Below are 23,256 nucleotides of genomic sequence, written 5' to 3' on the forward strand. Positions count from 1 at the left end.
GGACGTGGAGGCGCGCCGCATGACCGAACGAGACCGTGAACAGAACCGCCTCTCGGCCCGTGCGGTCCGCTATGCCAAGGTCGGCGCCAATGTCGGCGGCGTCGCTGCCCGCATCGCCGGAACGCGCCTGTTCGGCGGCCCGGAGTCGGGCGCGGGCAACGCGGCGGCGCTGGCGCAGGCCCTCGGCGGGCTCAAGGGCCCGCTGATGAAGGTGGCGCAGCTTCTCTCCACCATCCCGGACGTGCTGCCGCCCGAATATGCCGCCGAGCTCGGCAAGCTGCAGAGCCAGGCGCCACCGATGGGCTGGGCCTTCGTCAAGCGCCGGATGATGGCCGAGCTCGGCCCGGCCTGGGCCGAGCGCTTCGGCTCTTTCGAGCACCGGCCGGCCGCCGCTGCCTCCCTCGGGCAGGTGCATCGCGCCGCCGCCCTGGACGGCTCGCCGCTCGCCTGCAAGCTGCAATACGCCGACATGCAGTCGGCGGTGGAGGCGGATCTCGCCCAGCTGCAGGTGCTGTTCGCCATCCATCGCCGGCTCGACCCCGCCATCGACACCCGCGAGATCTACCAGGAGATCGGCGCGCGCGTGCGCGAGGAGCTCGACTACCGGCGCGAGGCCCGGCACGCCGCGCTCTACCGCGACATCTTCGCCGGGCTCGGCATCGCCGAGGTCCGCGCCCCGCGCATCTGGCCGGAGCTGTCGACCGGGCGGCTGCTGACCATGGACTGGCTCGAGGGCGAGCGCATCCTCGCCTACAGGACTGCCGACCTCGAGACCCGCAACCGGCTGGCCCGGGCGATGTTCGCGGCCTGGTGGAAGCCCTATGCCCGGGTCGGCGTCATCCATGGCGACCCGCATCTGGGCAACTACACCGTGTTCAGCGAGGACGGCGCGGCGGCGGGAATCAACCTGCTCGACTATGGCTGCATCCGCATCTTCCCCGCCCGCTTCGTCGGTGGCGTGGTCGACCTCTACCATGGCCTCAAGCGCGGCGACGACGCGCTGGTGCTGCACGCCTACGAGACCTGGGGCTTCCGCGATCTCAGCAAGGTGATGATCGAGACGCTGAACATCTGGGCCCGCTTCATCTACGGCCCGCTGATGGAGGACCGCGTCCGCACCATCGCCGACGGCGTCAAGCCCGGCGAGTATGGCCGGCGCGAGGCCTTTGCCGTGCACCAGGCCCTCAAGCGCAACGGGCCGGTGACGGTGCCGCGCGAGTTCGTGTTTATGGACCGGGCCGCCATCGGCCTCGGCGGCGTCTTCCTGCATCTGGGCGCCGAGCTGAACTTCCACCGCCTGTTCGAGGACGCCATCGGCGATTTCTCCACCGACGCTGTGGCGTCGCGCCAGCACGAGGCGCTTGCCGAGGCGGGCCTCGCCGGGCCGCGTTCATGAAATCGCGAGGTCGGTTCCGCCGGCCTGCTGACACGCGCTCGGAACGGGGGTAACGTCCAGCCCCGCAACGGTGGCCGGGAAGACCGCCGCACAACGAAAAGTTGTAAGGAGGGCGATCGTGAAGATCGGCTTCAATCTGCTCGTCATCGGGGGGCTCATCACCGACGAGCATGGCCATGCGCTCGAACGGCTGAAGGCCCTGGGCTATGACGGGGTCGAGGTGCCGGTCTTCGAGGGCAGCGTCGCCCATTATCGCGAGCTCGGGCAGCGGCTGAAGGAGATCGGCCTGCAATCCACGATCTGCGCCATCGTCACCGAGGACGAGAACCCGATCAGCCGCGAGCTGCGCATCCGCAACAAGGCCCGCGAGCGCCTGCGCTGGTCGATCGATTGCGCCGAGGCGCTGGGCTCGGACGTGATGATGGGGCCGTTCCACTCGCCGCTCGGGGTCTTCACCGGCGACGGCCCGACCGTGGACGAGATCGAGTGCCTCGCCGATGCCATGCACGAGGCGGCGGCCTATGCGCAGACCGCGGGCGTGAAGCTGTCGCTCGAGCCGCTCAACCGCTTCGAATGCTACGTGCTCAACACCCTGGCCCAGGCCGCCGAGCTCAGCCACCGCGTCGGCCACCCGAATTTCGGCGTCACCTATGACACGTTCCACGCCAACATCGAGGAACGCGACCCGGTCGAGGCCTATCGCCTGCACGCGGCCGATGTGAACCACGTCCATATCTCCGAGAACGACCGGGGCATTCCCGGACGCGGCCATGCGCCGATCGCAACCTCGATCCGGGCCATCCGCGACAAGCACTACGACAGTTGGCTGACGGTGGAGGCCTTCGGCCGCTCGGTCCCGGCCCTTGCCGCGGCGACCCGGGTGTGGCGCGACCTCTTCCCCGATCTCGACACGCTCTTCTCCGAGAGCATCGCCACCATCCGGCGCTGCTGGGACGAGGCAAGGCCATGACCAACCGGGAGGAACACCAGGATGAACGTCTCCGCTCGTCTCCAGCCGGCGGATGCCGGCGCGCGCCGCGCCGCCGAGTATGAAAGCCCGCCGGCGGTACCGCTCCTGTCCACGGTCGCCCTCGCCACGGCCGAGGGCGAGCTCAACCGCGAGCTCAACCATTTCCTGTTCGACCCGCCGACGCATCCCGAGCTCCTGAAGGGTCGAACGATCGCGATCCTGTGCACCAACGGCGTCGAGGAGGTCGAGATCCTCGGCGCCCAGCGCTGGCTGACGGAGCATGGCGCCACGGTCCACGTCGTCAGCCCGAAGGCAGGGCCCCTGCCGCCCTCCTACGGGGTGAAGATGCCCGAGCAGGCGCTGACCCACGTCCTGTGCATCCGCCTGATGGAGAATGCGGGCTGGCTCAAGATCGACCGGCACCTGGAGACCGCACGGCCGGAGGACTACGACGCCGTGATCCTGCCCGGCGGCTGCTGGAACCCGGATTTCCTGCGCATGGACGCGAACGCCCAGGCCTTCGTCCGGGCGATGGACGCGGCCCGCAAGCCGGTCTGCGCCATCTGCCACGGCCCCTGGGTGCTGGTCAGCGCCCGGATGCTGCGGGGGCGCAAGGCGACGGCGGTCTGGAACATCCAGATCGACCTGGAGAATGCCGGCGCCACCGTCCTCGACGAGCCGGTCGTGGTCGACGCAAACCTGATCACCGCGCGCTTTCCCTATGACCTGCCGCGCATGATCGCGGCGCTGGTCGAGCAGTTGGTGACGTAGCGGAGGGAACCGCAACGCGTCTGGGCAGTTGTATCTCCGACACCGCGGGCAGCGGTGGAATGGAGGTCCATCATGCTCAAATGGGCATTGATATTCTTTATCATTTCCCTCGTTGCCGGTGCGCTCGGCTTTTCCGGCATTTCCGCCGGCGCCGCGCAGATCGCCAAGATTCTGTTCTTCCTCTTCTTGGTCATCTTCGCGATCTTCCTGGTCCTCGGCCTGATGGCGGGACAGACCCTGTTCTGACCGCCGCGGGCACATCCGCGGCTGCCGGCGCGCGACGGCCGGCTGGCGGCCGCGGCATTTGCCTTCGCCGTTTCCCGCTCGTATGACAGGCAGCCGCATCCGACAGCTGCCCCATGACCTCAGCCGCACCCATCCCCTCCCTCGCCGATCTGCGCCGCGAAATCGACAGGATCGACGCGGCGATGCACGGGCTCCTGATGGAGCGCGGCGAGATCGTCAGCCAGCTGATCGCGGTGAAGCGCTCGCAGGAGACCGGCTCCGCCTTCCGGCCCGGCCGCGAGGCGGCGATGATGCGCGAGATCGTCGGTCGCCATTCCGGCATCCTGCCCGTCGACATCGTCGAATCGATCTGGCGCGTCATCATCGCCACGTTCACCCATGTCCAGGCGCCCTATGCCGTGCATGGCGACGTCTCGCTCGGCGGGGCGGCGATGCGCGACGTGGCGCGCTTCCATTTCGGCTTCGTCGTGCCCTACCAGACCCATGACGACGCCGCCGACGTGATCCATGCCGTCGCGACCTCGCGCGGCGACCTCGGCCTCGTGCCGGTGGTCGCGGCCGGAGCCTGGTGGCGGGCGCTGGAGGACGCCGGGGCACCCAAGGTCATCGCCCGCCTGCCCTTCGTCGAGCGCGCCGACCATCCCGCCGCCATGCCGACCTATGTCGTGTCGAAGCCGGTCGACGAGGCGGCGGCCGTCACCGACGTCAGTCTGTTCTCGGTGGTGCTGCCGGATGCGGCCGCCCCGGCGCCGGCGGGCTTCGAGGTCGTCGCCCGCGCCGGCGCGGCGCTGCTCCTCGCCCTGACCGGCGGGCAGTCCGCCGCCGCGCTCGCGGCCGCCCTGCCGGCCGCCACCGTCATTCGTCCGGTCGGCTCCCACGCCGCCGCCGTGTCCCACCCCGTGTGAGTTCCTGGTCATGACCGCGCTTCGCCCCGTTCCCCGTCCCGGCGTGATGGACATTTCCGCCTATGTGCCCGGCAAGGCGAGCGTGGCCGGCGTCGCCAGGGTGTGGAAGCTGTCCTCCAACGAGTCGCCGCTCGGCCCCAGCCCCAGGGCGAAGGCGGCCTATGCCGAGGCCGGCGCGGCGCTGGAGCTCTATCCCGACGGCTCGGCCACGGCGCTGCGCGAGGCGATCGCCGCGCGCTACGGCCTCGACCCCGCCCGCATCGTCTGCGGGGCCGGTTCGGACGAACTGCTGACGCTCATCGCCAATGCCTATCTGGCGCCCGGCGACGAGGGGCTCTACAGCGAGCACGGCTTCCTGGTCTACCGGATCGCCACCCTTGCCGCCGGCGCCACGCCGGTGGTCGCGCCCGAGCGGGACCACACCACCGACGTCGACGCCCTGCTCGCCCGGGTGACCGCGCGCACCAAGGTGGTCTTCCTCGCCAACCCGAACAACCCGACCGGCACCTACCTGCCCTTCGACGAGGTCAAGCGCCTGCATGCCGGGCTGAGGCCGGACATCCTCCTGGTGCTGGACGCGGCCTATGCCGAATATGTCCGCCGCAACGATTATGCCTCGGGTCTCGAGCTCGTCGCCACGTCCGAGAACGTGGTGATGGCGCGCACCTTCTCGAAGATCCACGGGCTCGCCAACCTGCGCCTCGGCTGGATGGTCGCCCCGGCCCATGTCGCCGACGCGGTGAACCGTATCCGCGGCCCGTTCAATGTCAGCGGCCCGGCGCTCGCGGCCGGCATCGCCGCGATCGAGGACACCGGCCATGTCGAGGCCGCCGTCGCCCACAACGACCGGTGGCTCGCCTGGCTGACCGAGGAGATCGGCAGGCTCGGGCTGACCGTGACGCCCTCCGTCGGCAATTTCATCATGATCCATTTCCCCGACACCCCTGGCCGCACCGCCCGCGAGGCCGACGCCTTCCTGACGGCGCGCGGCCTGATCCTGCGCCGTATCGACGGCTACGGCCTGCCGCAGGCCCTGCGCCTCACGGTGGGTCCGGAAGAGGCCAACCGCCTCGTCGCCGCCGCCCTGGCGGACTTCATGAAGGCCGGCGCATGAGCGAAACCCCCGTCTTCGATCGCCTGGCGATCATCGGTGTCGGCCTGATCGGGTCCTCGATCCTGCGCGGCGCCCGGCAATACGGTCTGGCGGGGACCCTGGTCGCGACCGACGCCAACGCGGCCGTGCGGGCGCGCGTCGCCGAGCTCGGCCTCGTCGACGTGGTGGCCGAGACCTCCGCCGAGGCGGTCGCCGAGGCCGACTGCGTCATCTGCTGCGTGCCTCCCGGCGTCTTCGGCGTCGTGGCCGAGGCGATCGGGCCGCATCTCGAGCCGGGCGCCGTCGTCAGCGACGTCGGCTCGGTCAAGGGCGCGGTGGTGACGCAGATGGCGCCGTACCTGCCGGCCGGCGTGCATTTCATTCCGGCCCACCCGGTGGCGGGTACGGAATATTCGGGACCGGATGCCGGCTTTGCCGAGCTGTTCCAGAACCGCTGGTGCATCTTCACCCCGACCGCCGGCGCCGACGAGGCGGCGGTGGCGCGGCTGCGCCGGTTCTGGGAAGGGCTCGGCTCGCGCATCGAGCTGATGACGCCCGAGCACCACGACCTCGTGCTCGCCATCACCAGCCACCTGCCGCACCTCATCGCCTACAACATCGTCGGCACCGCCGACGACCTGGAGACGGTGACGCAGTCGGAGGTGATCAAGTTCTCGGCCGGCGGCTTCCGCGACTTCACCCGCATCGCCGCCTCCGACCCGACCATGTGGCGCGACGTCTTCCTCAACAACCGCAAGGCGGTGCTGGAGGTCCTCGGCCGCTTCTCCGAGGATCTGGCCTATCTTCAGCGTGCCATCCGCTGGGGCGAGGGCGACAAGCTGTTCGACCTGTTCACCCGCACCCGCGCCGTGCGCCGCTCGATCATCGACATGGGCCAGGAGACCGCCGAGCCGGATTTCGGTCGCGGCCACAAGCATTAGGGACCGGCTCGGAGGTCCGCGGCTCAAGCTCGTCCAGCTGCCGGGCAGGAATCGCCGCAACCGGCCCCGACCGGAACCTCGCCGGAGGCCTGCGCCGGCGACGCGAGCGCCCGGCGCCGAGGCATGGCGGCGCGGCCCCCGACGAGCGTTCGTGCGTCTTCGGCAATTGCCCCAGGCCGGCGGACTTCGCCAGCCTCGAACGAGCCGCCGGAGCGGCACGGGTTCGGTCTTGTCGTCGCGCCGATGCGGCATGCTCCGGGGCAGAGCATCCATCCGTGCAGGTCCGGCCGGCTCTGCCCGTCGCTCCGGGCCGAACCCGTCCAATGGCCTCCCGGGCGCCCGGCCGCGCCCCAATCGCCACCAAAATCCGTCGCTTGCAGGCTAGCTGCTTTTCAGGACGCGACCCTATCGTGTAGGTCATTCCGCCACGGATGGCGGCACGGGGACACTCATGACCGAAACGGTGATCACGTCGGAAAAGCAGAAGGTCGTGCTCGGTTTCGATCGGCGGTTCGTCATGATCGGCGAGCGCATCAACCCGACCGGCCGCAAGCTCCTGGCCGAGGAGATGGCGCGGGGCGACTATACGCGCGTGGTGGCGGACGCCCTCGCCCAGGTCGAGGCCGGCGCCCAGATGCTCGACGTCAATGCCGGCATCCCGCTTGCGGACGAGCCGAAGATCCTGGCCGACTGCATCAAGCTGGTGCAGGACACCGTGCCGGTGCCGCTGTCGATCGATTCGTCGATCGTCGAGGCGCTCGAGGCCGGGCTCGCCGTCTACAAGGGCAAGCCGCTGCTGAACTCGGTCACCGGCGAGGAGGAGCGCCTGGAGCGGGTGCTGCCGCTGGTCAAGAAGTACAATTGCGCCGTGGTGGCGATCTCCAACGACGAGACCGGCATCTCCGAGGACCCGAACGTGCGCTTCGAGGTCGCCAGGAAGATCGTCCAGCGAGCTGCCGACTACGGCATCCCGCACGAGGACATCGTCGTCGACCCGCTGGTCATGCCGGTGGGGGCGCTCAACGATGCCGGCCGTCAGCTGATGCACCTGCTGCGCCGCCTGCAGGGCGAGCTGAAGGTCAACACCACGTGCGGCGCCTCGAACTTCTCCTTCGGCCTGCCGAACCGCCGCGGCCTCAACTCCGCCTTCCTGCCGATGATGATCGGCGCCGGCATGACCTCGGCGATCATGAACCCGCTGCACCTGGAGGACATCCAGGCGATCCTCGGCGCCGACGTGGTCATGGGGCATGACCCCAACTGCATGAGCTGGATCAAGAAGTTCCGCGAGCCGCAGGCCGAGGGCGAGGCGGCCGGCGGGCGCCGCGAGCGTGGCGAGCGTCGCCGCGCCCGCGGATAGGCCCCGGCCAGGGCTCTCCGGCCGGGAGAGAGGTTCAAGAGTTCCGCCGATGACCGATCCGCTTGTCTTCTTCTCTCCCTCCGGCAAGCGCGGGCGCTTTCCCGAAGGCACCTCCGTGCTGGAGGCGGCGCGCCGGCTCGGCGTCGACCTCGATTCGATCTGCGGCGGCCGCGGCATCTGCGGGCGCTGCCAGGTCGAGGTGGGGGAGGGCAGCTTCCCCAAGCTCGGCATCGTCAGCGCTCCGGACCATGTGACGGCGTGGAATCCGGTCGAGGAGCGCTACGTCTCCAAGCGCGGCCCGCTGGCCGAAGGCCGCCGCCTCGGCTGCCAGGCCAAGCTCTGCGCCGATGCCGTCATCGACGTGCCGGCCGACAGCCAGGTGCATCGCCAGGTCGTGCGCAAGAGCGCGGCTGTGCGCGACATCGAGATCGATCCGATCGTGCAGCTGCATTATGTCGAGGTGCGCGAGCCCGACATGCACGACCCTGCCAGCGATTTCCGCCGCCTGCAGGAAGCGCTGGCCCAGCAATGGGGCGTGCCCGACGTCACCGCCCCGCTCACCATCCTGCGCGTCCTGCAGAAGACGCTGCGGGCCGGAAACTGGAGCGTCACCGTCGCCGTGCGCAGGGGCCGCGAGATCGTGGCGATCTGGCCGGGCCTGCGCGAGGCGGCGCACGGCCTGGCCGTCGACATCGGCTCCACCACCATTGCCGCGCACCTGTGCGACCTGACGACCGGCGAGGTCGTGGCCTCGGCCGGCGTCATGAACCCGCAGATCCGCTTCGGCGAAGACGTGATGAGCCGCGTCTCCTACGTCATGATGAACCCGGGCGGCGAGGCCGAGCTCACCGCCGCCGTGCGCGAGGCCCTGGGCGAGCTGGCGGCGACCGTGGCCGCCGAGGCCGGGCTCGCCACCACCGACATCCTGGGCATGACCGTGGTCGCCAACCCGATCATGCACCACCTCTTCCTCGGCATCGACCCGACCGAGCTCGGCGGCGCCCCCTTCGCCCTCGCGCTCGACGGCGGCCTGGAGGCGCCGGCCCGCGAGTTCGGCCTGCCCTTCGCGCCGAACGCTTATGTCTATGTGCTGCCCTGCATCGCCGGCCATGTCGGCGCCGACACCGCCGGGGTGGTGCTGTCGGAGGGCCCCTACCTCAACGACGAGGTGACGCTGCTGGTCGATGTCGGCACCAATGCCGAGATCGTGCTCGGCAACCGGCAGAAGCTGCTCGCCTGCTCCTCGCCGACCGGTCCGGCCTTCGAGGGGGGGCAGATCGCCTCGGGCCAGCGCGCCGCGCCGGGCGCGATCGAGCGCGTGCGCATCGACCGGCAGACGCTGGAGCCGCGCTTCAAGGTGATCGGCTCGGAGCTGTGGTCGGACGAGCCGGGCTTCGCCGAGGCGACCGCCGCCACCGGGGTCACCGGCATCTGCGGCTCCGGCATCATCGAGGTCATCGCCGAGATGCTGCTCGCCGGCCTGATCACGCCCGACGGCGTCATCGACGGCGCCATGGCGGCGCGCACGCCGCGCATCGAGAGCGACGGTCGCACCTTCCGCTACCTCATCCGCGAGGGCGAGCCGCGCATCGCCATCATCCAGAACGACGTGCGCGCGGTCCAGCTGGCCAAGGCGGCGCTCTATGCCGGCGCGCGCCTCCTGATGGACCGCTACGGCGTCGCCACCGTCGACCGCATCACCCTGGCCGGCGCCTTCGGCAGCCATATCGGCGTCGAGCATGCCATGGTGCTCGGGCTCGTGCCCGACTGCGACCTCGCCAAGGTCGGCTCGGCCGGCAACGCCGCCGGCACCGGTGCGCGCATCGCCCTGCTCAACGCCGCCGCCCGCCAGGAGATCGAGGAGGTCGTGCGCCGCATCGAGAAGGTGGAGACCGCGATCGAGCCCTCCTTCCAGGCGCATTTCGTCGGCGCCATGGCCATCCCGCACAAGACCGACCCGTTCCCGCACCTGGAGGCCGCCCTCGGCCTCACCTTCAAGCGCGGCGCGGCCGCCGACGGCGAGGGCCGGGGCGGGCGCGAGCGGCGCCGGGCCAGACAGGCGGCGGAGTAGCGCTCCGTCCCCTTGACGGGCGTCCGGCGGCAAGGCCTCTTTCCCCTGGGAGGATATGCCAGGCCGAAGGCGGACGAGCCGGTGCGCCGTCATCTCAACGCCGACCGGAAGCGGGCGCTGCGGGCGCTGCGGGCGGCGGAGGCGCGGCTCTTCATCGCGCAGTCCGGGCGCAAGCGGCGCACGGGCGGTCTCGATCCGAACGACAGGCCCTATTCGCGGGATGTCGAGCGGCGGCTCAAGCGCATGCCGCCCGGGCGCCTGGACGCGCTCCTGCGCGAGGAAGACTGAGAAGCGGCGGTGCGGGGGCCGGGCAGGCGGCAAAAAATGCTTCGGGCGTGATGCCAGCCGGTCCCCTCCCTCTTGCGGGAGGGAAGGCAGGGGCGTCGCGGCAGGGCCGAAACCGCGGCGTCTCGCCCGGCCCGCCATCGGCTCCGCCCCACCTCCTCCCCGTTCGGGTAGCTTTGCACGCCCCTCCGGACACTTAAGGTTGCGGCTGTGGACCGCCCCTCGTCCCCGCTCCGGCGGCCCGCGACCAGAGGGAAAACAATGAAACCCAAGCCTTTTCACATCGGGGCGATGCTGAAAGTGCTCGCCTGTGCCGCCGGCCTGATCGGCGGCTTCACCGTTTCGAACGCTTTTGCCAAGGACGAGATCGTCCTGTGCACCGTCGACGACCTGTCGGGCGACTTCTCGATCATGTCGACGCCCAAGACCTACGGCTACCGCCTTGCGGTGAAGGAGATCAACGACGCCGGCGGCATCGAGGTCGACGGCGCCAAGAAGAAGATCAAGCTCGTCTCCTATGACGGGCAGTCGGACGTGAAGCGCTACCAGGAGCTGGCCCAGCGCTGCATCTTCAACGACGAGGCCGATGCGGTGATGGCCGGCTATACCGGCGCCGAGCGCGAGGCCGCCCGCAAGGAGGTGGTGCGCAACAAGGTCATCTACTGGCACAACAATCAGGGCGAGGGCGGCATCGCCGACAAATACTCGTTCTTCTCCGGACCGACGCCGGAGCAGCAGGTCCTGCCCGCCCTGAAATACATGATCAAGGAGATGGGCCCGCGCATGATCTTCATCGGCGCGGACTACAATTTCTGCCGCGCCATCGGCCAATGGGTGCGGGTGGCCGCCAACCTCTATGGCGGCAAGATCGAGATGGAGGAATACTTCCCCTTCGGTGTCTCGCAGTGGCAGTCGACCATCGACAAGATCAAGCGCGTCAAGCCTGACTTCCAGGTGCACTGCCTGGTCGGGGCCGAGCACGCCCAGTTCTATCCGCAGGCCCAGGCCGCCGGCCTCGTCACGCCGATGTGGTCGAACGTCACCATCTCCGACGGCTACGAGCACAAGCGCTTCGCGCCGCCCTCGCTCGCCAACATGTATGTGCCGCCGGGCTATATCGAGGACGTGCCGGGCGAGGCGAGCAAGGCCTTCGCCGCCAAGATCCGCGCCATGTTCCCGGAAGCCGTCTATGTGAACGAGCATGCCGCCTTCGGCTACGTCGCCGTCAAGGCCATGGCGCAGGCCTGGCAGAAGGCGGGGACGACCGAGACCGACGCGGTGATCAAGGCGCTGGAGGGTGACGTCTCCGTGCCCGACGCGCCGGGCGGGCCCTGGACGCTGCGCGGCTCGCAGCACCATGCCGCCATGCCGACCTACCTGTTCAAGGTCGACGACCAGCACAAGCTGCAGCTCGTCACCGAGCTCGGCGTCACCGAGCCGACCTTCCTCACCGACGTCGGCATCGACATGACCAAGAAAGCGCCCGGCCGCCAGTTCCTGCCGCCGGACAATCCGAAGTGGAAGGCGTTCTTCGCCGCGCCGTGACGCGAGCGCCGCGGCGGGTCCGTCCCCCGCCGCGGCGCGCTTCCTGCAACCGCGGCGTGCATTCCGGAGGACGCGATGGACACTCTCGGCCAGATCGTCAGCTACACCTACCAGTACTTCGACAATTTCGGATTCCTGCTCCTGTCCGGCGTCGGTCTCATCCTGATCTACGGGATGATGGGCGTCATCAACATGGCGCATGGCGAGCTGATGATGATCGGCGCCTATGTCGCGGTCTCGGCCTTCCATGCCGGGGCGCCGGTCCCGCTGGCGATCGTGCTGGCCGGTCTCGGCGCGGGCCTTGCCGGCATCGTCATCGAGCAGCTGGTCATCCGCCACTTCTACAACCAGCTGCTCTCCTCGCTCGTCGTCACCTGGGGCGTCAGCCTGATCATCAGCCAGGGCACGCTGCTCCTGCTCGGCCCATCGATCATGAACATGCCGACCCCGCTCGGCAGCTTCAGCGTCGGACCCTTCGCCTTCGGCGTCTACCGCCTCGTGATGTTCCTGACCGCCGTGGCGCTGATCGTCGGCGTCTGGGCGATCTTCCGCTGGACCCGGCTGGGCCTGGAGGCCCAGGCGACCATGGAGAGCCCGGCCATGGCCCGCGCCCTCGGCATCGACACCCGCCGCGTCTACACCCTGACCTTCGGCCTCGGCTCGGCGCTCGGCGGCATCGCCGGCGGCATGTTCGCCATGACCGCGACGATCTCGCCCTTCTTCGGCCAGAACTACACGCCCATGGCCTTCATCACGGTGGTGGTCGGCGGCGGTTCCGCGCCGATCCTGGGCCTGGCCTATGCGGGAGCCTATCTCGCCGGGGTGCAGACGATCGCCTCCAACCTGTTCAACGAATATGTCGGCTACGTCTCGGTAATGGCCGCCGCCTTCCTGGCCCTGCTGGTCATGCCCTCCGGCATCTCCGATTTTCTCGAGCGGCGCCGCACGCGCGCGATGCAGAGGTAGCCGATGCCGACGTCGAACCCGGTCCTGCGTCTGCTGTCCGCCTTCAACGGCCAGCAGACCCTCGGCAACAGCCGCTTCTTCTGGAGCTGCTGGCTGGTGGTGGTGGCCGCCCTGGTGCTGCTGCCCTTCTTCGGCTCGCGCTACCAGGTGCTCACCGCCAGCAACTTCCTGATCTCGGCGATCCTGGCGCTGAGCCTGTGCCTGATCTGGGGCTATTGCGGCATCCTGAGCCTGGGCCAGGCGGCCTTCTACTGCATCGGCGGCTATGCCTACGGCATCGCGGCGATGAACCTGATCGAGAGCCACGGCAACACCGACCTCGCCATCCTCGCCGGCATCCTGGCGCCGGCCGTCTTCGCCGCCGTGATCGGCGGGCTGATGTTCTACAGCCGGCTCAAGGGCGTCTACGTCGCTATCCTGATGCTGGTGTCGTCGCTGCTGCTCGGCCTGTTCATGCGCCAGACGGCCGATCCCAGCTACACCATCGGCGCCGCCTATCTCGGCGGCATGAACGGCCTCAGCCCGGCGACGGCCTCCGACCCGTCGCTGCCGAGCATCATCCTCGGCTTCGGCGAAAGCACCTTCGAGTTCGACGGCCGCGGCCGCGCCTTCTACTGGCTGGTGCTCGGCATCGGCATCGCGGTCTATCTCGGCCTGCGCTGGGTGGTGAACTCGAGCTTCGGCTATGTGCTCGTCGCTGTGCGCGAGGATCCCGAGCGCACCGAGACCTTCGGCTACGACGTCCGCCTGGTGCAGCTCGGCGTCTTCTGCCTGTCGGCGGCGATCGCCGGGCTGGCGGGCACGCTCTACACCGCCTGGGGCACCTATATCCATCCCGACGGGTTCAGCGTCGCCGCCAACATCCTCGTGGTGATCTGGGTCGCGGTCGGCGGCCGCAAGGATCTCACTGCCGTGGTGCTCAGCACCATGGTGCTGAGCTGGGTGGCGATCGAGCTCACCGCCTGGGGCGAGATCTCCCTGCTGGTGCTCGGCTGCATCCTGGTCGTCGCCATGCTGGCGGCGCCCGAGGGCGTGTTCACCGGCCTCGGCTCGGCCATCGGCCGACGCCTCGGTGGCAAGACCGGCCGGCGGCGCCAGCCCGCGGCCGGCGCGCCTCCCTTCGCCCTTTCGATGACGGAGCGGCCGCGATGAGCGTTTCGATGCCAGCGCCGGCCGCCGCCGGCTCCATCCTGGAAGTCAGGGACGTGCACAAGGTGTTCGGCGGCGTGCGTGCCCTCAACGGGCTGTCGCTGTCGGTCGCCGAGGGCGAGATCCATTGCGTGCTCGGCCCGAACGGGGCGGGCAAGAGCACCTTCTTCAAGATGCTGATGGGCACCGACCGGCCGACCTCGGGCGCGATCCTCTATCGCGGCCGCGACGTCACGCGTCTGCCGGCCTTCCGCCGGGCCCGCCTCGGCCTGTCGGTGAAGTTCCAGAACATCCGTGTCTTCGCCGACCTCACCGTCTACCAGAACCTGTTCATCCCGCTCAGGCGCCACCACGGCGCCCGCGCGATCCCGGAGCGCGCGGCGGCTCTCCTGGCCCAGATCGGCCTGCCCGGCAGCGAGCAGCGGCTGGTGCGCGAGCTCTCGCACGGCCAGCAGCAATGGCTGGCCATCGCCATGTCGATGGCCTCCGACCCCGAGATCCTGCTGCTCGACGAGCCGACGGCGGGCATGTCGGTGGAGGAGACCGACAAGACCGCCGCCATCATCCGGGCGCTCAACGCCCAGAAGGTGACGATCGTGGTGATCGAGCACGACATGGGCTTCATCCGCGACCTCGATGCCCGCACCAGCGTGCTGCATTACGGCCGGCTGTTCGCCCAGGGCAGCTTCGACGAGATCGCCGCGAACCAGGACGTGCGGCGCATCTATCTCGGCACGCTGTAGGAGAGGCCGGCCGTGCAGCTCACCATCTCATCGCTCACCTCCGGCTATGGCCGGGTCCGCATCGTCAACGACGTGTCCCTGGCGGTGAAGCCGGCCGAGATCGTCGCGGTCATCGGCCGCAACGGCGTCGGCAAGACCACGCTGATCAAGACCATCATGGGCGCCTTGCCGGCGATTTCCGGGTCGATCGGCTTCCAGGGCACCGACATCACCCGGCTCAACGCCGCCGGGCGGGCGCGGCTCGGCATCGGCTACGTGCCGCAGGGCCGCGGCATCTTCACCCGCATGACGGTGGCGGCCAACCTGGCGCTCGGCGCTGGCGTCGGCCGGGTCGGCCGGCCCGATCTCGCCCGCGCCTTCTCCTTCTTCCCGATCCTGGAGAAGCGCCTGCCCCAGCTCGCCGGCTCGATGAGCGGCGGCGAGCAGCAGCAGCTCGCCATCGGCCGCATCCTCGCCGGCCGGCCCGGCATCATCCTGCTCGACGAGCCGTCCGAGGGCATCCAGCCCAACATCGTCCAGGAGATCGGCTTGATCATCCGCCGGCTGCGCGACGAGGAGAAGTTGACCATCGTGCTGGTCGAGCAGAACCTGACGCTGATCCAGTCGGTGGCCGACTACTGCCTGGTGATGGACAAGGGCGCGATCGTGGCGCGGATCGCGCCGGGCGACCTTGCCGATCCCGAGATCGCCCAGCGCTACCTGGCGATCTGACTTTCGGGCCCGCGCGGGGGGCGGTCGCGCGCCGCGCCCCGGGCGGCCATGACGGCCGGGAGGGGCGTCGCCTTTCCCGCGAGCGGCCTGTCCTGCAGCGTTTTGCGATTTGGCGGAATCGCGTCAAGCCGCAAAGACGCGTCGAAACAAGGCGCCGGAGCAAAGCGCGTTTTGGTGGAAACGCACTTTGCTCCGGCGCCTATGGGATCGGGACTGTCCCTTCGAGGTCCGCGGGCCGCTTCGGCCCTCAGATCAGGCCGAGATGCACGGCCTTGGCCACGGCCTGGGCGCGGTTGGTGGCGCCGAGCTTGGTGATGGCGTTCTTGATGTGCAGCCGCACGGTCTCCAGCGAGCGGTCGAGAATGATCGAGATGTCGCCGGAGGTCTTGCCCGCGGAGGCCCAGCGCAGGCATTCCAGCTCGCGCGGGGTCAGGCTGGCGTTGCGCACGATCTCGATCTGGTCTTCGAAATGCCGGTCGCGGATGACCTTGGTGAAGATATGCATCAGGCGGAACAGCGGCTCGCGCGTGGCGTCGCGGATGTCGGGCCACTGCGTGCAGGAGCGGTCGACGATGGCGCTCATCACCGCGAAGCGGCCGAAGGGCAGGTGCACCGGCACGGTGGTGCCGCGCGACAGGCCGAAGTCGCCGAGATAGGTGCAGGCCGAGCGCTGCGCGGTGTTGAGCTGCTCGCTCTTCTGCACATCGGTCCAGTCGATGGGCAGCGTGCCGTCGAAACAGGCGCGGTAGTAGGGATCGACCGTCATGAACCGGTTCCAGCCCTCTTCCCAGCCGTCGGGGAAATTGCGGACGTTGAGCTTGAGCGGCAGCCATTCGCCGTTCGGAAGCTGCGGTCGCACCGGCAGATAGGCGTAGAGCACCTGGGTGAAGCCGAGGTCGCCCGTCAACTCCATGAGGATGTCGAGGGCGTTGCTGAAGTCCGTCGCGACCTCGATCCGCTCCTTGACGTCGTCGGGGAGGCGGCCGGTCTTGATCTGTAGCATGACACAGACTCCCCTTTTTTGATGGAGATTGCTGTTCAGGCAAGCTGGATGGAGGTGGAATTTATAGACCGACTTAAGAATTCATCAAGTCAAAATCCCATCTGCCTCAACCCTAGCCCTCATATGCCCGAAAAATAATCGGACGAATGCTCTGAAAGCCTCCACCGACGACTCCATTCTCCCCATGCAACCGAAATGCCAACGGCAGCGTCGCTCGCGGAAGACTCATCTCCGCGAGAGACACTGCTGACGGATTCTATTTCAGGCCGTCGCGCCGGGACCGGTCGCGGCAGGCCGGGAACGGGCGGACCGCGACGGCGGTCAGCATTTGCGGATCGGCCGGGCGGGCTTGCCGGCGATAGCGGGCCGCAGCACGGTCCAGCAGCGGTGGATCGCCTCGTGGCAGGCCCAGGCCTCGGTGGCGAGGATGCGGCAGACGACGACCCCGGCGATGCGGTCCTTCGCCTCGCCCTCGCCCCGGTCCGCGTCGGCCTCGACGCGGCTGGCGCCGCCGGCGACGATGCCCTCGCCGGCGATGACCTCCTCCAGCGTCCGCTCGATGCCGGCCGGCAGGTCCGGGGCGGCGGCGACGACGGTCGCCAGATGCGAGGCGCCGCCCCACAGCCGGCGCAGCGCCGCGATCTCCTCGGCGTCCTCGGCGATCAGGCGGTCGAGCGCCACGGTGCGCTCGCCGATGCGCACCTCGAAATCCGAGCGCAGGGCCTTGAACAGGAACGCCTCCCCCGGTCCGTAGTGAATGCGGCCGGCGGCGATCATGTCGGTGGCGAAGAGGCGGGCGGTCGGGTCGAGGTCGATGCGCGTCCGCCGCTCGACCCGGGCATCGGCGAAGACGATGGCCTCGTCCGGATGATATTCCAGCAGCGCGCGCGGCCCGACCGTGAGGCTGATGGTCTCGCGCGAGGTCGCGCCCTGCGGGCACTTGTAGAACTTGCTGGCGGCCGTGGTGGTGATCAGCGCCCGCGTGTCCGGCTCCATGACCGCATGCAGCTCGGCGGCATCGCCCTCGACGAAGCCGCCGCCGCTGTTGATGGTGAGCAGGAAGGGCTGGTCGTCATTGTCCTGGTAGTGGCAACCCTGCCACTGGTAGGGGATGCGCCAGCTCTTGGGATCGATCTCGGTCCTGCCGTTGCGGCGGACCACGTGCAGGTTCATCAGGGCATGCTTGCCGATGATCCAGCTGCTGTCGGGGTGGACGACCTGCATGGGCGCAACCTCGGGGTTCAGGCCGCGTCGGCCATGAGCACGCTGTGCTCGATCCAGGTGATGACGGCTTCCAGGCCCGCCCCGGTCTTCATGTTGGTGAAGACGTAGGGCTTGGTGCCGCGCATGCGCCGGGCGTCGCGGTCCATCACGGCGAGGTCCGCGCCGACATACGCGGCGATATCCATCTTGTTGATCAGCAGCATGGGCGAGCGGGTGATGCCCGGCCCGCCCTTGCGCGGGATCTTCTCGCCCTCGCCGACGTCGATGACGTAGATATGGCTGTCGGCGAGCTCGGGGCTGAAGGTGGCGGCGAGGTTGTCGCCGCCGCTCTCGATGAAGATCAGGTCGAGATCCGGGAAGCGGCGGGTGAGGGCGCCGACGGCGGCCATGTTCATCGACACGTCCTCGCGGATGGCGGTGTGCGGGCAGCCGCCGGTCTCGACGCCGATGATGCGGGCGGGGTCGATGACGCCGCTGCGGGTGACGATCTCGGCATCCTCCTGAGTGAAGATGTCGTTGGTGATCACAGCGATCGAATAGCGCCGTCCCATCTCCCGGCAGAGCTGGATCAGCGTGGTGGTCTTGCCCGAGCCGACCGGGCCGGCGATGCCGAGGCGGACTGGTTTGCGCATGGACGTCCTCCGGATGGGGCTCAGGAAATGCACAGTCGCGTGTAGAGGCGCTCGTGCCGCATCGAGGCGACGTCGAGGGCGGCGAAGGATGAGGAGAGGCGGTCGAGCTCGCGGGTGCGGGCGATGTCCGAGCAGCGCTCGATCAGCGGCCCCGCCCCGGCGATGATGCGCTGGGCCTCGGCCTGGCCGAGCGGCACCAGGCGCTGCACCACGCCGACCAGGCTGGAGAGGCCGCTCCACAGGAAGCTCGTCACCGTCTCCTGCTCGGTGAAGCCCAGGCCGACGCCGAGCACGCCATAGGCGACGGCATGGTGGCCGGCGCAGGCGCCGCTCGCCACCATGCCGGCGAACGCGACGATCTGCGGCGGGGCGAAGATGTCGCGCGCCGCGGCGGTCAGGGCGGCGCCGGTCAGGGTCGAGGCGCCGCGCCCTTCGCGGCTGAGCTTGATCGCCCCGACCCGTCGGTCGATCTCGGCGATGCCGGCCATGCCGTCCCGGAGGGCGCTGCGATAGGCCAGCGCCACGGCCGCCGCGTCGCAGGTGGCGAGGTTGAAGCGCAGCCAGTCGCGGCAGCGGGCCTCGGCCTCGGCCGCGTCTGGCACGTCGCCGGCGTCGATCCAGGTCTCGAAGCCGTAGGAATGGGTGAAGGCGCCGGTCGGGAACGCCGCGTTCGTCACCTGCAGCAGGGCGAGGAGGCGGTCGCCGCCATTGCTGTTGTGCGGCACCGGCGCCACCGGCTCCTCAGTGACCGTGACGACGCGGGTGGTGGCCGTGCTGGTGCGCCGCATCATGAGCTTCCGCGTGGTGGTGATCGCCATGGTGATGGTGATCGCCGTGGTGATGATCGCCGTCGTGATGGTGGTGAGCGCCGGCGGCGCCGAAGCGCCGCCCGACGAAGGGCGCCTTGAGCCGCTCGAAGGGCTGGCCGAGGCTGTTGAGCATCTGGATCACCATCGGATCGGCCGGCGTCAGGATGCCGTCCTCGCGGAAGCGGGCCGGGCGGTGGAAGTTGCCGAGCTGGTAGCAGGCCGCCCACCAGATGATGGCGTCCGTGCCCGGGCGGACGAGGAGCAGGTCCTCCTCCGCCGCCCTGACGACCACGGCGGTCTTGCTGTCGACGGCGAGCACGTCGCCGTCCTGCAGCTCGGTGCCGCGCGGCAGCGAGATGCGGATCTGGCGTCCCGAGGCGGTCTCGGCGGCGAAGTGGGCGCTGGCCCGCTCCTCCGCCGTCAGCTCGAGCGGGTCGATCCCGGCGGTCCAGCCCATCTCCGACAGGCGCCCGACGATCGCGGTGATGATGCCCATGGCGTTCACCGGAAGTAGAAGAGCTGGGTCAGCGGCAGCGTCTTGGCCGGCTTCACGGTGATGCGTTCGCCGTCGATGTAGACGTTGTAGGTCTCCGGATCGATCTCGATGTTCGGCATGGCGTCGTTGAGGACCATGTCGCGCTTGGAGATCGTGCGGGTGCGCTTCACCGGCATCAGGGTCTGGTGGGTGCGCAGCCGCCCGGCGAGGCCGGCGTCGATCGCCGCCTGGGTGACGAAGGAGTAGCTGGTCCGGGACGGGTTGGCGCCGAGCGAGCCGTATTGCGGGCGGTACTTCAGCGGCTGGCAGGTCATCAGCGAGCCGGCCGGGTCGCCCATCACCGCATGCGAGATGAAGCCGCCCTTCACCGTGGTCTCGGGCTTGGCGATGAAGAACTTCGGCCGCCACAGCACGAGGTCCGCGAGCTTGCCGGGCGCGATCGAGCCGACATAGCTGTCGACGCCGAAGGTGATCGCCGGGTTGAGGGTGACCTTGGCGAGGTAGCGGCGGATGCGGAAATTGTCGTTGCCGGAGCCGTCGCCCGGGAGGCGGCCGAAGCGCACCTTGTTGACGGCGGCGAGCTGGAAGGCGCGCTGGGCGCTCTCGGCGGCGCGGCCGACGCCCTGGCTGTCCGAGCCGATCATGCTGATGGCGCCGAGGTCGTGCAGCACGTCCTCGGCCCGCATCGTCTCCGCCCGGGCCCGGCCCTGGATGAAGGCCATGTCGGTCGGCACCTGCTTGTTGAGGTTGTGGCAGGTGATCAACATGTCGATTTCTTCGTCGTACGTGTTGATCGAGAACGGGTTGGTCGGGTTGGTCGAGCTCGGCAGGCAGTTCGGCTCCATCACGCAGCGCATGATGTCGGGCGCGTTGCCGCCGCCGGCGCCCTCGGCGTGGTAGATGTGCATGACGCGGCCGTTGATGGCGGCGAGCGTGTCCTCGTAGTAGCCGGTCTCGTTCAGCGTGTCGGCATGGACCTGCACCTGGAAGTCGAGCTCGTCGGCGAGATCCATGCAGGTCTCGATCGCGGCCGGCGACGACGACCAGTCCTCGTGGATCTTCAGGCCCGTCGCCCCGCCGAGGATCACCTGCTCGGCCAGCGCGCCCTTGGTGGCGGCGTTGCCCTTGCCGAAATTGCCGAAGTTGAGCGGGATGTCCGCCATCGCCTCGAGCATGCGGTGCAGGTTGAACACGCCGGGGCATTCGATGCCGACGGTCTTGGGGCCGGAGCCGCCGCCGATCACCGTGGTGAAGCCGGCGCCCTGGTACTCGTAGAGCTGCTGCACCGAGTCGAAATGCGGGTGGATGTCGACGAAGCCGGGCGTGACGATCATGCCTTCCACCGACAGGATGTCGGTGTTGGGCGAGACGATCAGCCCGGGCGTGACGTTCATCGTGTCGGGGTTGCCGGACTTGCCGATGCCGACGATCAGCCCGTCCTTGATGCCGATGTCCGCCTTGATCACGCCGAGCACGGGATCGATGATCACCGCATTGGTGACGACGAGGTCGAGCGCGCCGTCGCTGGCCTTCCATTTGGAGGCCTGGCCCATGCCGTCGCGGATGGTCTTGCCGCCGCCGAACACCAGTTCGTCGCCATAGGTGGTGAAGTCGTGCTCGATCTCGGCCACCAGGCCGGTGTCGGCGAGGTGGATCTTGTCGCCTGTGGTCGGGCCGTATTGGACGGCATATTCGGGCCGCGACAGCTTCATGCTCATGGTCGGATCTCCCGGTGCTGCGTTGGCGGCTTCAGGCCTTGGTCTTCTTGGCGGCGCCGTAGCGCGCGTCCGGCGGCGTGTTGACGGCGAAGCGCTCGCCCTCGAAGCAGAAGCCGGCGGCCTTCAGCCGCTGCATCGCCTGCTGCTTGATGATCTCGGAGCGCACGGTGCCGTTGGTGATGTTGTTCATGCCGTAGGCGACCTGGCGGCCGGCATAGCTGGTGAGCTGGACCTTGCGGCTCTGGCCCGGCTCGAAGCGCACGGCCGTGCCGCTGGGGATGTCGAGGTGCATGCCGAAAGCCGCGGCGCGGTCGAAGGCCATGGCCCGGTTGCACTCGGCGATGTGGTAGTGGGCGCCGATCTGGATCGGCCGGTCGCCGGTGTTGACCATCACCAGTTCGACGGTGGGCCGGCCGGCGTTGATCTCGATCTCGCCTTCGGCGAAGTCGATCATGCCGCACTTGGCGGGTTCGCCCACGTCGAAGGCTTCGGCGGCGACGACGGATTTGGGCAGGGGCGGTCTGGACCATTTGGCGGCCATGGCACGGCTCCGGAACGACGGTTGCGAAGGGGCAGGGTGGCTGTGCGGGGCAGCCAAGGTCAGTCGCGGATCGGATTCATGACGGTGACGAGCTTGGTCCCGTCCGGGAACAGCGCTTCCACCTGCAGGATGGTCAGCATGTCGGCGACGCCGTCCATGACGTGCTCGCGCTTGAGGATGGTGGCGCCGTATTCCATCATGTCGGTGAGCATCGGGATGGCGCCTTCACGCGCCCGCTCCAGGATCTCGTCGGAGATCAGCGCCACGGTCTCCGGGTAGTTCAGCCGGATCCCCTTGTCGAGCCGGCGCCGCGCCATTTCCGCTGCGGCCCAGATCTGGATGCGTTCCTCTTCGCGGGTGGTGAGATGCATGGTCGGCTATCCCTCTCGGCGCTCTGCGACGGGTGCTGCCCCGGCCCGGTCGGCGTGGCGCGATCCCAAGCTTGCGGCGGGGATTAAAGCGCGGCCGGCGCGGGTCTGTGTACCTACCTGTCCGGGTAGGATGACCCGCCGGAACAGGGGCTGGACAGGCGCCGCCGTCCGCTCGCTTTCGCCGGCCGTCTCGGCTAGGCTCCCCGCCATGCCGAGCCAGATACCTGCCTTCCGGGGCTTCGGGCCGAAGGCGCTGCCCTTCTTCCGCGCCCTGGAGTTCCACCAGGACCGCGACTGGTTCGCCGAGAACCGGGCGATCTACGACGCCGACGTGCTCCGGCCGCTGGCCGCCTTCGTCGCCGCGCTGGCCGAGGCCTGCGCCGGCCGCGGCGTGCCGCTGCAGGGCAGCCCGAAGGGCTCGATCTTCCGCATCCACCGCGACGTGCGCTTCTCCAAGGACAAGCGCCCCTACAAGACCCATGCCGGCGCGGTTCTGACCCGCACCGGCGCCAAGACGGATCCCGGCTGCTTCTACGTCCACATCGCGCCCGAGGGCTGTTTCTGCGCCACCGGCTTCTACGACCTCGATCCGCCGCGCCTCGCCGCCATGCGCCAGGCGATCGTCGCGGCGCCGCGGCGCTTCGCCGCCCTGGTCGAGGTCCTGGCCGCCGCCGGCCACGCGCTGGACCCGCGCTGGAGCCTCACCCGGCCGCCGCGCGAGGCCGCCGGCATCGCCGATCCCGCCCTGGTCGCGGCCCTCAAGCTCAAGTCCCACATCGTCACCCGGCCGATCGCCGCCGAGGCCATCGGCGTGCCCGCCCTCGTGGAGGACTGCGCCCGCTTCATCGACGAGACTCTGCCGCTGCTCGATTTCGGCTGGGACGCGCTGGCCCGGCTGGAGCCCGCGCGCGGCTGAAACGCCCCGATCGGCCGAAATCTCTTGACGCGGCGGCTCCAACCGGGTTTTCGTCGCCCCTGCGCGCGGCGCCGCGTCCCGGTAGCTCAGCAGGATAGAGCAACGGTTTCCTAAACCGTAGGTCAGGGGTTCGAATCCCTTCCGGGACGCCAAAAACCAGATATTTCAATCATTTATACGATGGTTCGACGGCAAGGCTCGCCAGCCGTTTGGCTCTTTCGCGGCGCGCGGCCGCCGTCATGCCGGGTCCGTGCGAGTCGCGTCCGTTCGGCGTCCCGGGGACAGAACTCGGCATGGGGCAAGGCCCGGGGCGGCCGAGCACGCCCCTGAGGGAGCGGGGCGACGCCCGGCAGCCAAACAGAAGCCTTGTTGCGAACACATTTCGACGCTATAT

The 23,256-nt window shown here is 69.2% G+C and carries 24 protein-coding genes and 1 tRNA gene; 17 read left to right on the forward strand and 8 right to left on the reverse strand.

All coding sequences use genetic code 11. The features are described 5' to 3' along the window. Nucleotides 1-19 precede the first annotated feature (19 nt). The 15 genes from AC27L4_RS16435 to AC27L4_RS16505 all read left to right on the forward strand — a co-directional run bounded on the left by AC27L4_RS16435 (nucleotide 20) and on the right by AC27L4_RS16505 (nucleotide 15,152). On the forward strand, nucleotides 20-1,396 hold the full coding sequence (locus AC27L4_RS16435) for an ABC1 kinase family protein (protein WP_487143307.1): 1,377 nt from the start codon (nucleotides 20-22) through the stop codon (nucleotides 1,394-1,396). A 118-nt stretch (nucleotides 1,397-1,514) separates the two neighbouring features. Then, nucleotides 1,515-2,366 (forward strand): sugar phosphate isomerase/epimerase family protein, encoded by an 852-nt coding sequence (locus AC27L4_RS16440; RefSeq protein WP_487143308.1) that lies wholly within the window; start codon nucleotides 1,515-1,517, stop codon nucleotides 2,364-2,366. Between the two features lie 21 nt (nucleotides 2,367-2,387). Continuing rightward, complete coding sequence (locus AC27L4_RS16445; protein WP_487143309.1) at nucleotides 2,388-3,137, forward strand: type 1 glutamine amidotransferase domain-containing protein; 750 nt, start codon at nucleotides 2,388-2,390, stop codon at nucleotides 3,135-3,137. A gap of 72 nt (nucleotides 3,138-3,209) precedes the next feature. Next, complete coding sequence (locus AC27L4_RS16450; protein ID WP_487143310.1) at nucleotides 3,210-3,383, forward strand: DUF1328 domain-containing protein; 174 nt, start codon at nucleotides 3,210-3,212, stop codon at nucleotides 3,381-3,383. Nucleotides 3,384-3,496: 113 nt separating this feature from the next. Then, the gene (locus AC27L4_RS16455; RefSeq protein WP_487143311.1) at nucleotides 3,497-4,288 is read left to right on the forward strand and encodes a chorismate mutase; all 792 of its coding nucleotides are present in this window, start codon (nucleotides 3,497-3,499) and stop codon (nucleotides 4,286-4,288) included. A gap of 10 nt (nucleotides 4,289-4,298) precedes the next feature. After that, entirely contained in the window at nucleotides 4,299-5,402 is a 1,104-nt protein-coding gene (locus tag AC27L4_RS16460; RefSeq protein WP_487143312.1) for a pyridoxal phosphate-dependent aminotransferase, read from the forward strand. After that, nucleotides 5,399-6,322, forward strand: coding sequence for a prephenate/arogenate dehydrogenase family protein (locus tag AC27L4_RS16465; protein WP_487143313.1), 924 nt, complete (start codon nucleotides 5,399-5,401; stop codon nucleotides 6,320-6,322). The genes AC27L4_RS16460 and AC27L4_RS16465 overlap by 4 nt, the downstream gene beginning before the upstream one ends. Before the next feature lie 451 nt (nucleotides 6,323-6,773). Beyond that, the gene (locus tag AC27L4_RS16470; protein WP_487143314.1) at nucleotides 6,774-7,682 is read left to right on the forward strand and encodes a methyltetrahydrofolate cobalamin methyltransferase; all 909 of its coding nucleotides are present in this window, start codon (nucleotides 6,774-6,776) and stop codon (nucleotides 7,680-7,682) included. A gap of 49 nt (nucleotides 7,683-7,731) precedes the next feature. Beyond that, nucleotides 7,732-9,753 (forward strand): ASKHA domain-containing protein, encoded by a 2,022-nt coding sequence (locus AC27L4_RS16475; protein WP_487143315.1) that lies wholly within the window; start codon nucleotides 7,732-7,734, stop codon nucleotides 9,751-9,753. An 81-nt stretch (nucleotides 9,754-9,834) separates the two neighbouring features. Then, nucleotides 9,835-10,041: a hypothetical protein gene (locus AC27L4_RS16480; protein ID WP_487143316.1), complete on the forward strand. Its 207-nt coding sequence runs from the start codon at nucleotides 9,835-9,837 to the stop codon at nucleotides 10,039-10,041. A 258-nt stretch (nucleotides 10,042-10,299) separates the two neighbouring features. Continuing rightward, the gene (locus AC27L4_RS16485) at nucleotides 10,300-11,583 is read left to right on the forward strand and encodes an ABC transporter substrate-binding protein (protein WP_487143317.1); all 1,284 of its coding nucleotides are present in this window, start codon (nucleotides 10,300-10,302) and stop codon (nucleotides 11,581-11,583) included. Between the two features lie 75 nt (nucleotides 11,584-11,658). Further along, complete coding sequence (locus AC27L4_RS16490) at nucleotides 11,659-12,549, forward strand: ABC transporter permease subunit (protein ID WP_487143318.1); 891 nt, start codon at nucleotides 11,659-11,661, stop codon at nucleotides 12,547-12,549. Nucleotides 12,550-12,552: 3 nt separating this feature from the next. Next, nucleotides 12,553-13,701 carry a branched-chain amino acid ABC transporter permease gene (locus tag AC27L4_RS16495; protein WP_487143319.1) on the forward strand — a complete coding sequence of 383 codons (1,149 nt, stop codon included), beginning with the start codon at nucleotides 12,553-12,555 and terminating at the stop codon, nucleotides 13,699-13,701. Continuing rightward, a complete protein-coding gene (locus AC27L4_RS16500; RefSeq protein WP_487143320.1) occupies nucleotides 13,698-14,441 on the forward strand; it encodes an ATP-binding cassette domain-containing protein in 744 nt (247 codons plus the stop codon). Before AC27L4_RS16495 ends, AC27L4_RS16500 begins: the two co-directional genes overlap by 4 nt. A gap of 12 nt (nucleotides 14,442-14,453) precedes the next feature. Continuing rightward, complete coding sequence (locus tag AC27L4_RS16505) at nucleotides 14,454-15,152, forward strand: ABC transporter ATP-binding protein (protein ID WP_487143321.1); 699 nt, start codon at nucleotides 14,454-14,456, stop codon at nucleotides 15,150-15,152. 247 nt (nucleotides 15,153-15,399) lie between these two features. Here the strand turns inward: AC27L4_RS16505 and AC27L4_RS16510 are convergent, their stop codons facing one another. The 8 genes from AC27L4_RS16510 to AC27L4_RS16545 all read right to left on the reverse strand — a co-directional run bounded on the left by AC27L4_RS16510 (nucleotide 15,400) and on the right by AC27L4_RS16545 (nucleotide 21,946). Beyond that, nucleotides 15,400-16,155 (reverse strand): autoinducer binding domain-containing protein, encoded by a 756-nt coding sequence (locus tag AC27L4_RS16510; protein WP_487143322.1) that lies wholly within the window; start codon nucleotides 16,153-16,155, stop codon nucleotides 15,400-15,402. 321 nt (nucleotides 16,156-16,476) lie between these two features. Then, a complete protein-coding gene (locus AC27L4_RS16515) occupies nucleotides 16,477-17,379 on the reverse strand; it encodes an urease accessory protein UreD (protein WP_487143323.1) in 903 nt (300 codons plus the stop codon). Nucleotides 17,380-17,396: 17 nt separating this feature from the next. Further along, nucleotides 17,397-18,011 (reverse strand): urease accessory protein UreG, encoded by a 615-nt coding sequence (gene ureG / locus AC27L4_RS16520; protein ID WP_487143324.1) that lies wholly within the window; start codon nucleotides 18,009-18,011, stop codon nucleotides 17,397-17,399. Nucleotides 18,012-18,031: 20 nt separating this feature from the next. After that, nucleotides 18,032-18,799, reverse strand: a complete 768-nt coding sequence (locus AC27L4_RS16525) for an urease accessory protein UreF (protein WP_487143325.1) — start codon at nucleotides 18,797-18,799, stop codon at nucleotides 18,032-18,034. Next, complete coding sequence (locus AC27L4_RS16530; RefSeq protein WP_487143326.1) at nucleotides 18,753-19,316, reverse strand: urease accessory protein UreE; 564 nt, start codon at nucleotides 19,314-19,316, stop codon at nucleotides 18,753-18,755. The genes AC27L4_RS16525 and AC27L4_RS16530 overlap by 47 nt, the downstream gene beginning before the upstream one ends. Nucleotides 19,317-19,321: 5 nt before the next feature. After that, nucleotides 19,322-21,034 carry an urease subunit alpha gene (gene ureC, locus AC27L4_RS16535; RefSeq protein WP_487143327.1) on the reverse strand — a complete coding sequence of 571 codons (1,713 nt, stop codon included), beginning with the start codon at nucleotides 21,032-21,034 and terminating at the stop codon, nucleotides 19,322-19,324. Nucleotides 21,035-21,065: 31 nt separating this feature from the next. Next, complete coding sequence (locus tag AC27L4_RS16540) at nucleotides 21,066-21,575, reverse strand: urease subunit beta (RefSeq protein ID WP_487143328.1); 510 nt, start codon at nucleotides 21,573-21,575, stop codon at nucleotides 21,066-21,068. Nucleotides 21,576-21,634: 59 nt separating this feature from the next. Further along, nucleotides 21,635-21,946: an urease subunit gamma gene (locus tag AC27L4_RS16545; RefSeq protein WP_487143329.1), complete on the reverse strand. Its 312-nt coding sequence runs from the start codon at nucleotides 21,944-21,946 to the stop codon at nucleotides 21,635-21,637. Nucleotides 21,947-22,154: 208 nt separating this feature from the next. Between AC27L4_RS16545 and AC27L4_RS16550 the strand changes: the two genes are divergently transcribed. Both AC27L4_RS16550 and AC27L4_RS16555 read left to right on the forward strand, forming a co-directional pair. Beyond that, nucleotides 22,155-22,862: a DUF2461 domain-containing protein gene (locus AC27L4_RS16550; RefSeq protein WP_487143330.1), complete on the forward strand. Its 708-nt coding sequence runs from the start codon at nucleotides 22,155-22,157 to the stop codon at nucleotides 22,860-22,862. 75 nt (nucleotides 22,863-22,937) lie between these two features. Continuing rightward, nucleotides 22,938-23,014, forward strand: a tRNA-Arg gene (locus tag AC27L4_RS16555). The last annotated feature ends 242 nt before the right edge of the window (nucleotides 23,015-23,256 follow it).

Source organism: Labrys sp. Lb11 (genome assembly GCF_057554225.1).